General features: G+C 62.6%; 13 protein-coding genes and 1 tRNA gene. 8 read left to right on the top strand and 6 right to left on the bottom strand.

Features of this window, described 5'->3' with window-relative positions:
• The first annotated feature begins 4 nt into the window (after positions 1-4).
• Complete coding sequence (gene rpsR / locus P1U48_RS04840) at positions 5-232, top strand: 30S ribosomal protein S18 (RefSeq protein ID WP_301067740.1); 228 nt, start codon at positions 5-7, stop codon at positions 230-232.
• Between the two features lie 11 nt (positions 233-243).
• Complete coding sequence (rplI, locus tag P1U48_RS04835) at positions 244-864, top strand: 50S ribosomal protein L9 (protein ID WP_301067739.1); 621 nt, start codon at positions 244-246, stop codon at positions 862-864.
• A 163-nt stretch (positions 865-1027) separates the two neighbouring features.
• Here the strand turns inward: rplI and tig are convergent, their stop codons facing one another.
• Entirely contained in the window at positions 1028-2356 is a 1329-nt protein-coding gene (gene tig, locus P1U48_RS04830; RefSeq protein ID WP_301067738.1) for a trigger factor, read from the bottom strand.
• Between the two features lie 290 nt (positions 2357-2646).
• Positions 2647-2730: transfer RNA gene (locus P1U48_RS04825), tRNA-Leu, on the bottom strand.
• A 311-nt stretch (positions 2731-3041) separates the two neighbouring features.
• On the opposite strand from P1U48_RS04825, the gene P1U48_RS04820 reads away from it, so the two are divergent.
• Positions 3042-3524: a Hint domain-containing protein gene (locus P1U48_RS04820; protein ID WP_301067737.1), complete on the top strand. Its 483-nt coding sequence runs from the start codon at positions 3042-3044 to the stop codon at positions 3522-3524.
• 104 nt (positions 3525-3628) lie between these two features.
• On the opposite strand, the gene P1U48_RS04815 is transcribed toward P1U48_RS04820, so the two are convergent.
• Positions 3629-5161 carry an NAD(P)H-hydrate dehydratase gene (locus P1U48_RS04815; protein WP_301067735.1) on the bottom strand — a complete coding sequence of 511 codons (1533 nt, stop codon included), beginning with the start codon at positions 5159-5161 and terminating at the stop codon, positions 3629-3631.
• 167 nt (positions 5162-5328) lie between these two features.
• Here P1U48_RS04815 and P1U48_RS04810 point away from each other — a divergent pair, with 167 nt between their 5' ends.
• The 3 genes from P1U48_RS04810 (at position 5329) to P1U48_RS04800 (ending at position 8464) form a co-directional block, all read left to right on the top strand.
• Entirely contained in the window at positions 5329-5667 is a 339-nt protein-coding gene (locus P1U48_RS04810; RefSeq protein WP_301067733.1) for a P-II family nitrogen regulator, read from the top strand.
• A 29-nt stretch (positions 5668-5696) separates the two neighbouring features.
• Positions 5697-7100 (top strand): type I glutamate--ammonia ligase, encoded by a 1404-nt coding sequence (glnA, locus tag P1U48_RS04805; protein ID WP_301067731.1) that lies wholly within the window; start codon positions 5697-5699, stop codon positions 7098-7100.
• 353 nt (positions 7101-7453) lie between these two features.
• Entirely contained in the window at positions 7454-8464 is a 1011-nt protein-coding gene (locus tag P1U48_RS04800; RefSeq protein WP_301067729.1) for a hypothetical protein, read from the top strand.
• A gap of 4 nt (positions 8465-8468) precedes the next feature.
• On the opposite strand, the gene P1U48_RS04795 is transcribed toward P1U48_RS04800, so the two are convergent.
• Complete coding sequence (locus P1U48_RS04795; RefSeq protein WP_301067727.1) at positions 8469-9254, bottom strand: DUF3445 domain-containing protein; 786 nt, start codon at positions 9252-9254, stop codon at positions 8469-8471.
• 67 nt (positions 9255-9321) lie between these two features.
• Here P1U48_RS04795 and P1U48_RS04790 point away from each other — a divergent pair, with 67 nt between their 5' ends.
• Positions 9322-10533 (top strand): alpha/beta fold hydrolase, encoded by a 1212-nt coding sequence (locus P1U48_RS04790; protein ID WP_301067725.1) that lies wholly within the window; start codon positions 9322-9324, stop codon positions 10531-10533.
• Between the two features lie 55 nt (positions 10534-10588).
• Here the strand turns inward: P1U48_RS04790 and P1U48_RS04785 are convergent, their stop codons facing one another.
• Entirely contained in the window at positions 10589-11224 is a 636-nt protein-coding gene (locus P1U48_RS04785) for a biotin transporter BioY (protein WP_301067903.1), read from the bottom strand.
• A 39-nt stretch (positions 11225-11263) separates the two neighbouring features.
• The gene (locus tag P1U48_RS04780) at positions 11264-11713 is read right to left on the bottom strand and encodes a DUF6314 family protein (protein WP_301067723.1); all 450 of its coding nucleotides are present in this window, start codon (positions 11711-11713) and stop codon (positions 11264-11266) included.
• Positions 11714-11785: 72 nt separating this feature from the next.
• Here P1U48_RS04780 and purB point away from each other — a divergent pair, with 72 nt between their 5' ends.
• Positions 11786-13093: an adenylosuccinate lyase gene (gene purB / locus P1U48_RS04775; protein ID WP_301067721.1), complete on the top strand. Its 1308-nt coding sequence runs from the start codon at positions 11786-11788 to the stop codon at positions 13091-13093.
• Positions 13094-13121: the final 28 nt, after the last annotated feature.

Here is a 13121-nt window from a genome sequence, read left to right as displayed (position 1 = left end):
AGATATGGCTACCAAACCATTTTTCCGTCGCCGCAAGGTCTGTCCCTTCTCGGGTGATAACGCACCCAAGATCGACTATAAGGACACCCGCCTGCTGCAACGCTATGTCAGCGAACGCGGCAAGATCGTGCCGTCGCGCATCACCGCCGTTTCGGCCAAGAAGCAACGCGAATTGTCCCGTGCAATCAAACGCGCGCGCTTCCTCGCCCTGCTGCCCTACGCGGTCAACTGAGGAGCTGACACATGGACGTTATCCTTCTTGAACGCGTGGCCAAGCTGGGCCAGATGGGCGATGTGGTTTCCGTTAAGGCGGGCTACGCGCGCAACTACCTGCTGTTGCAGGGCAAAGCCCTGTCCGCCTCGAAAGAGAACATCGCCGCCTTTGAGGTTCAGAAAGCGCAGCTTGAAGCGCGTAATCTGGAAACCAAGAAAGAGGCCGAAGCCCTTGCTGAAAAGCTCGACGGACAGCAATTCGTCGTGATTCGGTCGGCCTCGGACGGCGGCAATCTCTATGGCTCCGTCACCCCGCGTGACGCCGCCGACGTCGCCGCTGCAGAGGGCTTTACCGTTGCCCGCAAGCAAGTGGTCATTCCGGACCCGATCAAAGAACTGGGCCTGCATGCGGTGCATATCACCCTGCATCCCGAGGTCGATGTGGTGATCACCCTGAACGTCGCACGTTCGCCGGAAGAGGCTGAAATTCAGGCCTCGGGCAAGTCGATCCAGGAACTCGCCGCCGAGGAAGAGGCCCAGGCCGAATTCGAAATCTCGGAATTGTTCGACGACATCGGCGCAGCCGCGTCGGACGACGACGACGATGCTCCGGCCCGCCCGCAAGCGGACAGCGACGACGACAACGACTGATCGTCTCGCCGACAGAAATCAGGGCCGCTCCACCTCTGTGGGGCGGCCCTTTTTCATGCGCTGACGGATTGAACAGGCACCAACAATCCATTGGCGCCAAAGCAAAAGGGCCGCTCGATCCGAGCGGCCCTTTGGTGTGAAATGACAGCCCGAGGGGCCGCCCTTATTCTTCGTCGAGCGCCTCGATGGCTTGTTGCAACTCTTCTTTGCTGACGGTCTTTTCCGTCACCTGGGCCAGCTCGACGACGTAATCGATGACCTTGTCTTCAAAGATCGGGGCGCGCATCTGTTGCTGCATCTGCGGGTTGTTCTGCACGAATTCAAAGAATTCGCGTTCCTGTCCCGGATATTGCCGCGCCTGATTCATCATCGCCTGGGTCATCTCCGCATCGGTCACCTCGACCTCGGCCTTTTGGCCAAGCTCGGCCAGCAACAGGCCCAGACGCACCCGGCGTTCGGCCAGTTTCCTGTGCTCGTCGGTGGTTTCGATGCTGTCGTGGTTGTGATCCTGGACGTCGGGGTTTTCCTCGTGCCAGAGCTGATGCGCGATCTGGCTGGCCTCGGCCTCAAGCAGGCTCGGCGGCAGCTCAAAGTTGACCTTGTTGTCCAGCGCATCCAGCAGGGCGCGCTTCATCACCGCGCGCGCGGCCTGCACATATTCGGCCTCGAGCCGCTCACCGATCTGCGCTTTCAGCGCATCCAGCGACTCGGCGCCGTATTTGGTCGCCAGATCATCGTTGACCTCGGCCTTCTTCGGCGCCTTCACTTCTTTGATGACGCAATCAAAGGTCGCCTCTTTGCCCTTCAGGTTTTCGGCCTGGTAATCAGCGGGGAACGTCACCGTCACAGCTTTTTCGTCACCGGCTTTGACGCCGACAAGCTGTTCCTCGAAACCGGGAATGAACTGACCTGAGCCCAAGACCAGCGGATAATCCTCGGCCGATCCGCCCTCAAAGGCTTCGCCGTCGACCTTGCCGACGAAATCGAACACCACCTGATCGCCGTCTGTCGACTCGGTTGTCTTGGCTTCGAAATCCTGTGCGCTTTCGGCCAGGTTTTCCAGGGCTTCCAGAACCGCCGCATCCTCGGCCTTCACCACCATGCGTTCCAGGGCGATGTCGGTGAGGTCAACCTCGGGGATCGCAGGCAGCGCCTCATAGGTCATGTCGACCACGACGTCGTCGCCCTCTTTCCAGTCTTCGCCGCCCTGCATCTTGATTTCGGGCTGCTGGGCCGGGCGGTCACCGCTGGCTTCGAAATGTTCGGACATGGCGCCGTCGATGGCTTCTTGCATCGCTTCGCCGATCATCCGGGCACCAAACTGCTTTTTCAGCAGGGCCATCGGAACCTTGCCCTTGCGAAAGCCCTTCATCTCGATCTCGGGCTGCGCTTCGGCCAGTTTGCCATTCACCTTGGCGTCCAGTTCCCCTGCGCTCAGGGTGATCTGGTAGCCACGTTTCAGGCCTTCGTTCAGGGTCTCGGTGACCTGCATCCTCTGTCGTCCTTTTCAAACCGGTCGGGCGCCGCACAGACGCGGGGCCAAAATCAGTGGCACTTCTATGAGCGGCGTTGCTGTCTTGCAAGGCGAAATCCCGCGTTTCATGGGGGACGCGAACGGGAACGCGGCGGCAATGCGGCATATCCAATGCTCGGCTGGTCAATCTCATCCGATGACCGCCTGGGCCGAGAATATTCGCACCGCGCAGACGCTCGCCGTTTCCACGGCACCCCTGCCGCAGCCGCCATCTGGCAAAGCCTGACGACATCCTTGTAGAAAGACCGTGGTGCGGGTGAAGGGACTCGAACCCCCACGCCAAAGGCGCCAGAACCTAAATCTGGTGCGTCTACCAATTCCGCCACACCCGCATCCCTGCCACCGCGAAACTACGCTGACAGGTTCGCGCTATCTAGCAAAGCCCGAGGAAGCTGGCGAGAGGGAAATTGCCGGTCGATTTGCCCGGTGGCGCCCCCCGCAGGCCATGCGCCACCACGGAACGCCCCAACATTTACTGAATGTTTCGACATTCCCGACATCCAGACCCGGAGGCCGGGAAAGGCCGGCAAATGGGGCACAGGACGGCGCGATTTCGCACGAATGCCCCGCATTGATCTGGTTGACGGCCAATTTCCGCCATATTCTGACGTCAAAAACGAGCCAGGCAAACAGGAACACGATCATGAAACCGATCACTGTCAAACACATCAACGACAACGCGACGCCCCGGGCGACGATCAACGGCTTTGTGGCTGGCACCAAGGTGCTGACGCTGGACGGTGAGCTGCCGGTCGAATTCCTGAACACCGGTGATCGGGTGATCACCCGGGACAGCGGCATGGCCGTGATCCGCAACATCCGCACCCACAAGACCCGCACCGCCGCCATCTCGATCGCTGCCGGATCGCTGGGCCATACCCGTCCCGACGCCGACATGGTGCTGCCCGCCGACCAAAAGGTTCTGGTCCGCGACTGGCGCGCCGAGGCACTGTTTGGTGAAAAACAAGCGCTGGTTCCGATTTCCCGCCTGGTTGACGGCCAATATGTCCGCGCCCTGGGCGAGGTCGAGCTGACGGTCTACGAACTGGAATTCGACGCCGATCACGTGATCTACGCTGGCGGCATGGAGCTGGAAGCCGAGGCCCGCGTGACCGAGGACGCCTGAGCCTTCCATATAACCTGAGCCTTCCATACAAGTTGAGAGAAAAGGAAAAGGGCTGCCCACCGGGGCGGCCTTTTTCCTTTGGCGGCGCTGGTTTCTGCCGCGCCTCAGCCGATCACCTCGCGCAGCACCTGCGGCAGCACCTCGGGCAGATCCTCGGCGATCAACCCCGGGCCAAACGCCTTTGCACAGCCCACATGCAACCAGGCCGCGTCGCAGGCGGCGCGAAACGGATCCCAGCCCCGCGCCAGCAATCCGGCGACGAACCCGGCCAGAACATCGCCGGCCCCGGCGGTTGCCAGCCAGGGCACCGCCCGCGCATAGGCGGCAGAGTTGACCGCACAGCGCCCGTCCGGCGCGGCGATCACTGTATCCGCGCCCTTGAACAGCACCACGCAGCCCGCCCGCGCCGCCGCCGCGCGGGTGGCATCGACCTTGGAAAACGCCGGGCCGCTGTCCGGCACCTGAGTCAGCCGCGCCGCGATGTCGGGAAACAGGCGCGCGAATTCACCCGCATGCGGGGTCAGGACACAACGCGCGGTCAGGTGCCGGAACAGCGCCCGCTCCTGCGCGATGGCGCTCAACGCGTCGGCGTCCAACACGACAGCGGGCGCGCTGGCCGCGTTGAGGGCCGCCGCGATCAACGGCCCTGCCCGGTCAATGCCCAAGCCCGGCCCAAGACAGAGCGCGGTGATCCTTCGATCCTCCAGCACCGCCGTCAGCGCCTCGGCATCGTCGACCCGGCGCAGCATGATCGCGGTGATCTGCGCTGCGACCTCCATCTGCGCCGATCCGGGCACCCCCAGCGTCACCAACCCGGCACCGATCCGCAACGCCCCGCGCGCCGCCAGCCGCGCGGCACCGCTGCGAGCGGCGCCGCCAGACAGGATCAGGGCATGACCATGGGCGAATTTATGGCCGTTGGGTTTGGCCAGGTTTCCCAGGCGGTCTTGGTCCAGCAGCTTCGCTGGTGGATTGGGGCGCACCGGGGCAATTGCCCCGGGCCTCATCCCCAGACCGATATCCTTGATCACCAGCTTGCCGCAGAGCTCCGGCCCTTGACCAAGCACATGACCCAACTTGGCGCTGTCGAAAGTGACCGTCAGATCCGCCCGAACGGCCGCCGTACCCAGCACCTTGCCGCTGTCGCTGCAGAGGCCGGAAGGCAGATCGACGGCGACGACGCGCGCGCTGTTATCCCGCAGCGCCCCTAACAGCGGTGCCGCAACCGGCCGGGTCAGCCCGGTGCCGAACAGCGCATCGACGATCAGCGCGCCGGGCTGCGGCGCAAGCCCGCCCTCGGGAAAGCCCTGCACCGCCCCGATCTCGCACCAGCGCTGATAATTCGCCCGCGCGTCCGGTGGCAGGTTTTCCGGGTTGGCGGCCAGATAGACCGCCACCTCCCAGCCCCAGCCGCTGAGCAGCCGCGCCACCACAAAACCATCGCCGCCATTGTTGCCCGGCCCGCAGAGCACCACGGCACGCGCCGGCACACCCGCCAGATCAGGCCATTGCGCAAAAATCGCCGCGACCACGCCCTGCCCGGCCCGCTCCATCAGCTCGAGCCCGGAGACCGCGCCGCTGTCGATCGCCGCCTGTTCCAGAGCCCGCATCTGCGCCGCCGTCAGGAGTTCCTGCATTTCGACCCCATGTTTTCATTTCGCCTAATTTTTAGTCTAGTCGCACAAAAAAATGTCGCGGCCCCTGCGGGCGTAGCCGACTTGCCGATGTCACGACGATAGCCAATTGTGGCCCCTGAGTGAAAGTGGTCTGACAGCGGTCGGACGGGTCTGCGGAGGAGTTTCCGATGAAAAAGATCGAAGCAATCATCAAGCCTTTCAAACTTGATGAAGTAAAAGAAGCGCTTCAGGAAGTTGGCGTTCAAGGTCTCTCGGTGATCGAGGTTAAGGGCTTTGGACGGCAAAAGGGGCACACCGAATTGTATCGCGGTGCTGAATATGTGGTCGACTTCCTACCGAAAGTGAAAATCGAGGTCGTCCTCGATGACGACCAGGTGGATGGGGCCATTGCGGCCATCATCGATGCCGCAAAGACCGAAAAGATTGGCGATGGCAAGATCTTCGTCTCGTCGGTCGAACAAGCTGTCCGCATCCGCACCGGTGAATCCGGTTCGGACGCGCTTTAACGGACTTCCAAAACGAAGGGATTTAGGGAATGAGCAACAAGGTTCTCAATCTTATTAAGGACGAAGAGGCGGAATACGTCGACATTCGTTTCACCGACCCGCGCGGCAAGCTGCAACACGTCACCGTATGCTCCGATCTGGTCGACGAGGATTTCCTCGAAGAAGGCTTTATGTTCGACGGGTCGTCGATCGAAGGCTGGAAATCGATCGAAGCCTCGGACATGAAACTGATGCCCGACTCCGAAAGCGCCTATGTCGATCCGTTCTATGCCGAAAAGACGATCTGCATCCATTGCTCGGTCGTCGAGCCCGACACCGGCGAGTCCTATGACCGTGACCCGCGGGGCACGGCGCAAAAAGCCGAGGCCTATCTGAAATCCTCAGGCATCGGCGATGTCGCCTATATGGGCCCGGAAGCGGAATTCTTTCTGTTCGACGACGTCAAATACTCTGTGGCGATGAACAAGGTCTCGTTTGAAGTCGACGCGCTGGACGCGGCCTGGAACACCGACACCGATTACGAGATGGGCAACACCGGCCACCGTCCCGGCGTCAAGGGCGGCTATTTCCCGGTCAACCCGGTCGATGACGGCCAGGACATCCGCGCCGAAATGCTGTCGACGATGAAACGTATCGGCATGAAGGTCGACAAGCACCACCATGAGGTGGCGTCGTGCCAGCACGAGCTGGGGCTGATCTTTGGCAGCCTGACCCATCAGGCCGACGAACTGCAGAAATACAAATACATCATCCACAACGTCGCTCAGGCCTATGGCAAATCGGCGACCTTCATGCCCAAGCCGATCAAAGGCGACAACGGCACCGGGATGCATGTGAATATGTCGATCTGGAAAGACGGCAAGCCGTTGTTTGCAGGCGATAAATATGCCGACCTGTCGCAGGAGGCGCTGTATTACATCGGCGGCATCCTGAAACATGCCAAGGCGCTGAATGCCTTTACCAACCCGGGCACCAATTCCTACAAACGCCTGATCCCCGGTTTCGAAGCACCGGTTCTGCGCGCTTATTCGGCCCGCAACCGGTCGGGTTGTGTCCGGATCCCCTGGACCGAAAGCCCCAAGGCCAAACGCGTCGAGGCCCGGTTCCCCGATCCCTCCGCCAACCCCTATCTGTGCTTTGCCGCATTGCTGATGGCCGGTCTGGACGGGATCAGGAACAAGATCGATCCCGGCGAGGCGATGGACAAGAACCTCTATGACCTGCCGCCCGAAGAGCTGGCCGATATCCCGACCGTCTGTGGGTCGCTGCGTGAGGCCCTGACCGAGCTTGAGGCCGACATGGACTTCCTGCTGGCCGGTGACGTTTTCACCAAAAGCCAGATCGAGGGCTATATCGCGTTGAAGATGGAAGAGCTGGAACTCTACGAGCACACACCGCACCCGGTGGAATATGCGATGTATTATTCCTGCTGATCGCGCAGAAAATGACAGCATCAAGGGCGCCCCATGCGGGCGCCCTTTTTCTTTGGCGCCTCGGGATGCGGCGAAAACAGGTCAGAATCACGCCGGTTCTGCCCCCTTGCGGGCGAAACGCGCCTTTGAGAGCCCGTCAACAAGAGTGGTGATTTCGCCAGATTGTCCACGTTTCATGGGGTATTTCAGGCGGGACTAAGACAAACCGGGCCGGAATGGGGCACCCTGCCCCGAAAACTCCGCGATGCCGCAAAATTGAGGGATCTGCGTTCCCATTTTCATCTCAATTGACTGCGACATTGGGCTCAACGGGGAAAGAAATCCCTGATCACGCGGAAGAACCGGAGACTCACATGTCTGCCAACACCAAACAGATCGATGCAGCGCTGCTGTTCACTGACGAAACCCTGTTCAACGCCGCGCGCCTGGCAGGCCCGGCGCGACAGGCCCTCGACCTGTTCGGCGCCAATGGCAATGTGAAGGTCGAACCCGGCTATGACCGTATCCGCTTTGTCAGCCCGATCGCCAGCATCGAAGCCCGCATTGACGAGGTCGACCATGCCGATCCCGATGCGCCGAAGCTGCTTGGCCATATCACCCCCAGCCTCCGCCTGCTGATCAGCCTGCGCCAGCATCAGGCTCTGCCCTTCGCCGATCAGGGGGCTCTGGTCGCGCTGCTGGCCGAAGTGCTGCACGGCTGGATCGAAATCACCGGCGCGCCGTTCCTCCAATGGCTGGACACTGACACCATCCTGCCCTCGGCCCGGTTCCAAGCGGTGGTCACGCCGATCCGCTGGAAATCCGCCGAGGTTGAGGGGCCCGAAGCCGCCGCAGAAATGCCCGCAGATAACGCCACGGACAAGCCCCCCCCCAACGTCGCCAATACCGCCAGCCGCCCGACGATTGCCATGCCCCGCCGTGTCAAAGCGACCGGGGTCGAACGCAACCGTCGCTGTGGCACCGCCATCGATATGGTGCAGTTCAAGGCCCAAATCAAAGCCGCCAGACAGGCCCGGGCCTGGGCGGGTCTGAGCGACGCGCCGTTGCTGCCTGAACTGGCCAGGATCGGCAGCGAATCGCTGGAAGATGTGTTCCGCGTCGAGGTTGAACTGCCCAAGGGGATGATCGCCAATCTCGACCGCGAAGTGTCGATGGAGCGCCGGGTCGCCACCTGGACGATGAATGCCTCGGTCGCGGTCTTTGCGCCGCCGGTCGGCGCGGCGATGCTGACCTATAACGTCCTGCGCGGCGAAAACTTTCGCCTCACCGCACAGGCGCTGACCCTGACCGGCGCGTTCATGGGCCTCGGGCTGACCAAGGCGGTTGCCGCCACCATCGCCACGGTTGCGGTGCTGCCGCTCTGATCCCTCACAAATCGTCAATCCGCACCAGGTAGGTGTGGATTCCGAACACCACCGCCCCGGATTTCGGCAAGCGCCAGAGGGTTTGCCGTTCGCTGCGCAGATAAGGCAGCCCGGCGCGCCGGATCTTGTCGGAATATTCCAGCATCGGACGGAACAGCGCGGTGTCATCGGTCGGCAGCCAGTTGAAGCGCCACAATGGCCGCCCCGCCTGCACCCCGTCCAGCATCCGCTGCACCCGCTTGCCGATCCCGGCATCATAGTCCGGCACCGGATCGTGAATCCGCATCATCGGTCGCCCGATCTTTTGCGCCAGGGTCCAGGCCGAAGGGAAACACAGCACCGCACCGGTCAGCAGATGCTCCGCCGCCTCGTCGGGACGCTGCAGCAGGCACAGGTCCTCCTGCACCAGATGCCCCAGGGTCGCCAGAGGATCGGCCCGATCGATGACCACAGTCACCGCATCGGGGCGCAGAACCTCGGCTTTCCCGACGCGATAGGCCCGCGCGTCCGCCAGCTGCGCCAACACCGTCGACAGCAATTCCTGTGCCGCCGCCTGCCCCTCGGGCAGCAGCGCGATCACATCCCCCCGCCGTTCGGCGATCAGCCGGGCCCGCAGCGCCATCTGCGCGGCAAAGGCATCGTCCTGCAACAACCAGTTGCCAGGGTCGAGCGGCGCAACCCCCGGCAGGGCGCGGCGGTCGGCCTCGCTATAGGGCAAGGCGGATTGAAAGATCGGTTCCATCCGTTCTTTCTGCGCCCGGATCGGCAGCTGTGCAACTCTGCGTGACATTGCCCGGCACTGCCTTGCCCCGCAGCCATGGCTGGCACAGGCTGGGCACAAATTTCAGGAGAGAGCCATGCCAACCACCCGCCTCAGCTTTGCCGGACATGACGGCGCCCTGCTCGACGCGCGGCTGGACCTGCCCGACGGGCCGCGACTGGCCACCGCGCTGTTTGCGCATTGCTTTACCTGCGGCAAGGACATCACCGCCGCACGCCGCATCTCACAGCGCCTTGCCAGTATGGGCATCGCGGTTTTGCGGTTTGATTTCACCGGCCTGGGCCATTCTGGGGGCGAATTCGCCAACACCGATTTCACCTCGAATGCCAGCGATCTGGTATTCGCCGCCCGGCATCTGGACAGCCTCGGCACCCCACCGGATCTGCTGATCGGCCATTCGTTGGGCGGGGCCGCGATCCTGCGCGCGGCGGGCGATATCCCGTCGGCCAAGGCGGTGGTGACCATCGCCGCGCCCTTCGATCCGGCGCATGTGGCAAACAATTTCGGCGCGGCGCTGGAGCGGATTCGCCAGGACGGCGTGGCCGAGGTGCAGCTGGGTCCGCGCGCCTTTTCGATCACCCGCGATTTCGTTGAGGACATCGAAATGGCCAATCTGGAACCGGCGATCAAGGCGCTGCACCGGGCGCTGCTGATTCTGCATGGGCCGCGCGATGAGGTCGTCGGGATCGACAATGCCGCGCAGATCTTTACCGCTGCAAAACATCCCAAGAGCTTTGTCACCCTCGATGATGCCGATCACCTGATCAGCAATCCCGCCGATGCCGATTACGTCGCCGAAGTCATTTCCGCCTGGGTGCTGCGCTACCTGCCGCTGGCCGCCCCGGCGCCGCCACCGGGGGCGCCCGAGGGCATCTTGCGGGTGTCGGAGGTCGATCCGAACGGCTTCATGCAAGACATCAACAATGGTCCATATCACCATGTTATTGCAGACGAACCTGAAAGCTACGGCGGCACCAACCGGGGCATGTCGCCCTATGGGTTCCTGTCTGCCGGGCTGGGCGCCTGCACCTCGATGACGATCCGCATGTATGCCCGGCGCAAGGGCTGGCCGCTGACCCATGTGCAGGTCGATATCAGTCACGACAAGGTGCATGCCCAGGATGCCGCCGACAAGGGCGAGGCCAAGGCCGACACCTTTCTCCGCCGGATCCGGCTGGAAGGCGATCTCAGCACAGAACAACGGGCCAAGCTGTTGGAAATCGCTGATAAATGCCCGGTGCACCGGACGCTTGAGCGCAGCTCGACCGTGCAGACCGAACTGGTGTAACGCAAAACGCGGCCCGTTTCGGGGCCGCGTTTCAATCCTCGATCAGGCCGCTGGATCAGCCGCGGGCGCGCCCGACCAGCTTCCACACGGCGGGCAGCAGCAGCGCCGCCAGCGCCAGTTTCATGGCATCGCCAATGACAAAGGGCGTCAGCCCCCAGGCCAGGATCGGTTTGTCCCAGCCATGCAGCGTGCCCAACCACAGCAGCCCCGGCACATAGAGCACCAGATTGCCGATCAGCATTGCCAGCGCCATCCACAGCACCGACCGATCCCAGCCACGCCGCGCCAGCAGGCCCAGCACCCCGGTGGCCAGCACATAGCCAACCAGATAACCGCCGGTCGAGCCGGTCATATAGGCGATGCCCGAAAGCTCGGCGGTCGAGGATTGGAACACGTCAAAGCCAAGAACGCCGATCAGCATATAGCCCAGGATCGTGGTCAGCCCGAGCCGGGCGCCATAGGCCGCACCGATACTGAGCACCGCGAAAGTGCCCATGTTGATCGCCACCGGCGAGGGCGGCACGGCAATCTTGATCTGCGCCATCAGGGTCAACAGGGCAATGCCTGCAACCACCAGGATCGCTTGTTTGATACGCAGGGCGCTGCCCTCGGTCGGGCCGAAGGTTTCGGTCAGAACCTTGTTTATCATCGGTGAATTCATCACCGCCGGTTTCATCGTCGCCTGGGTCATGGTCATCCTCGTTGCTGGTGTCGCGTAGGTTTTGCGGCGTCAGTTCATAGGATGCAAGCCCTTCGCCCCCTCGCGGTAGAAAAGAGTATCCATTGTATAAGATTTTTGCGGACCGCTGACCATCCAGACCGCGCGCCAGTCCGGCCAGGCGCTGAAATCATAGGCAACGCGGTAGTCATCCGGCGGGCAGATATGATGCGCGCTGGCCTTTGCGCCCGTCGCATCGAAGTGGTGGAAATCGCGGCCGTCCGAAAACCGGACGATCAGCTCGTCCGCGCCTTCGGACCAGAGGTAATCGCGGGTAAAGGCCAGTGGCGGCATCGGCCCCTCCGGCCCGTTCATCCGCAGCAGGCCGGTTTCGTGCTGGCGCAGCCCCTCGCCCGCAGGCGCAAAGACCACCTGCCCCTCGGCCTGGCCGCTGGTCCCGTCGCCATGCCGGATCCGGCGCTGAAGCCGCCAGATGCCGGAAAAATCTGCCAGCCGTGGCATCTGCGCCCCTTCCCTTGTCGCGCCGTCACACCGGGGGTAAAGACCGGGCGAGCCTGAGTAAAGGAACCGCCGATGATCCCCCGCTATTCCCGCCCCGACATGGTCGCCATCTGGGACCCTGCCACCAAATTCCGCATCTGGTATGAGATCGAGGCGCATGCCTGCGACGCCCAGGCCGATCTGGGGGTGATCCCGCGCGCCAATGCCGAAGCGGTGTGGAAAGCCAAGGATGTCGAATTCGACGTCGCCCGGATTGATGAGATCGAGGCGGTGACCAAACATGACGTCATCGCCTTTCTCACCCATCTGGCCGAACATATCGGCAGCGACGAGGCGCGGTTCGTGCATCAGGGCATGACCTCATCCGATGTGCTCGACACCACGTTCAACGTGCAGCTGGTACGGGCCTGCGACCTGCTGCTGGCAGATATGGACCGCTTGCTCGTGGCGCTGAAAAAGCGCGCCTATGAGCATAAGGACACGGTCCGCATCGGGCGCAGCCACGGCATCCACGCCGAGCCGACAACGATGGGGCTGACCTTTGCCCGGTTTTATGCGGAAATGGATCGCAACAAGAACCGGCTTGAAAAGGCCCGGTGGGAGGTTGCCACCGGCGCGATTTCCGGCGCGGTCGGCACCTTCGCCAATATCGACCCGGCGGTCGAGGATCATGTCTGCGCCAAGCTGGGCCTGCGGCCCGAGCCGGTCAGCACCCAGGTGATCCCGCGCGATCGCCATGCCATGTTCTTTGCCACCCTCGGGGTGATCGCCAGCTCGATCGAAAACGTTGCCACCGAAATCCGTCACATGCAGCGCACCGAGGTGCTGGAAGCCGAGGAATTCTTCTCGAAGGGTCAGAAGGGGTCGTCAGCGATGCCGCACAAGCGCAACCCGGTGCTGACCGAAAACCTGACCGGGCTGGCCCGGCTGGTGCGCTCGGCGGTGATACCGGCGCTGGAAAACGTGGCACTCTGGCACGAGCGGGACATTTCTCATTCTTCGGTCGAACGCGGTATTGGCCCGGACGCGACGATCCACCTGGATTTCGCCCTGAACCGGCTGGCCGGGGTCGTCGAAAACCTGAAAATCTATCCCGACAACATGCTGGCCAACATGAACAAATTCCGCGGCCTCGTGATGTCGCAACGGGTGCTTCTGGCGCTCACCCAGGCCGGTGTCAGCCGCGAGGATTCCTATCGCCTGGTGCAGCGCAACGCGATGAAGGTTTGGGAACAGGGCGCCGATTTCAAGACCGAGCTGCTGCAGGACCCCGAGGTCACCGCCGCCCTGTCTCCCGCCGAGATCGAGGAAAAGTTCGACCTTGGCTATCACACCAAACATGTCGACACGATCTTTGCCCGGGTGTTTGGCGCCAACTGACCCGATGCGCTGACCGGGGGCGGCAGCC

This window comes from Pseudooceanicola sp., from assembly GCF_029213205.1.
Classification (GTDB): Bacteria; Pseudomonadota; Alphaproteobacteria; order Rhodobacterales; family Rhodobacteraceae; genus Pseudooceanicola.
The sequence above is the reverse complement of the archived record's forward strand: the minus strand, read 5'-3'. Positions and strand labels throughout refer to the sequence as shown.

What these genes read in the sequence shown, in the direction of transcription:
- rpsR (WP_301067740.1), top strand. Translation starts at nt 5, where the DNA reads ATGGCTACCAAACCATTTTTCCGTCGCCGCAAGGTCTGTCCCTTCTCG.
- rplI (WP_301067739.1), top strand. Translation starts at nt 244, where the DNA reads ATGGACGTTATCCTTCTTGAACGCGTGGCCAAGCTGGGCCAGATGGGC.
- tig (WP_301067738.1), bottom strand. Translation starts at nt 2,356, where the DNA reads ATGCAGGTCACCGAGACCCTGAACGAAGGCCTGAAACGTGGCTACCAG.
- P1U48_RS04820 (WP_301067737.1), top strand. Translation starts at nt 3,042, where the DNA reads ATGAAACCGATCACTGTCAAACACATCAACGACAACGCGACGCCCCGG.
- P1U48_RS04815 (WP_301067735.1), bottom strand. Translation starts at nt 5,161, where the DNA reads ATGCAGGAACTCCTGACGGCGGCGCAGATGCGGGCTCTGGAACAGGCG.
- P1U48_RS04810 (WP_301067733.1), top strand. Translation starts at nt 5,329, where the DNA reads ATGAAAAAGATCGAAGCAATCATCAAGCCTTTCAAACTTGATGAAGTA.
- glnA (WP_301067731.1), top strand. Translation starts at nt 5,697, where the DNA reads ATGAGCAACAAGGTTCTCAATCTTATTAAGGACGAAGAGGCGGAATAC.
- P1U48_RS04800 (WP_301067729.1), top strand. Translation starts at nt 7,454, where the DNA reads ATGTCTGCCAACACCAAACAGATCGATGCAGCGCTGCTGTTCACTGAC.
- P1U48_RS04795 (WP_301067727.1), bottom strand. Translation starts at nt 9,254, where the DNA reads ATGTCACGCAGAGTTGCACAGCTGCCGATCCGGGCGCAGAAAGAACGG.
- P1U48_RS04790 (WP_301067725.1), top strand. Translation starts at nt 9,322, where the DNA reads ATGCCAACCACCCGCCTCAGCTTTGCCGGACATGACGGCGCCCTGCTC.
- P1U48_RS04785 (WP_301067903.1), bottom strand. Translation starts at nt 11,224, where the DNA reads ATGACCCAGGCGACGATGAAACCGGCGGTGATGAATTCACCGATGATA.
- P1U48_RS04780 (WP_301067723.1), bottom strand. Translation starts at nt 11,713, where the DNA reads ATGCCACGGCTGGCAGATTTTTCCGGCATCTGGCGGCTTCAGCGCCGG.
- purB (WP_301067721.1), top strand. Translation starts at nt 11,786, where the DNA reads ATGATCCCCCGCTATTCCCGCCCCGACATGGTCGCCATCTGGGACCCT.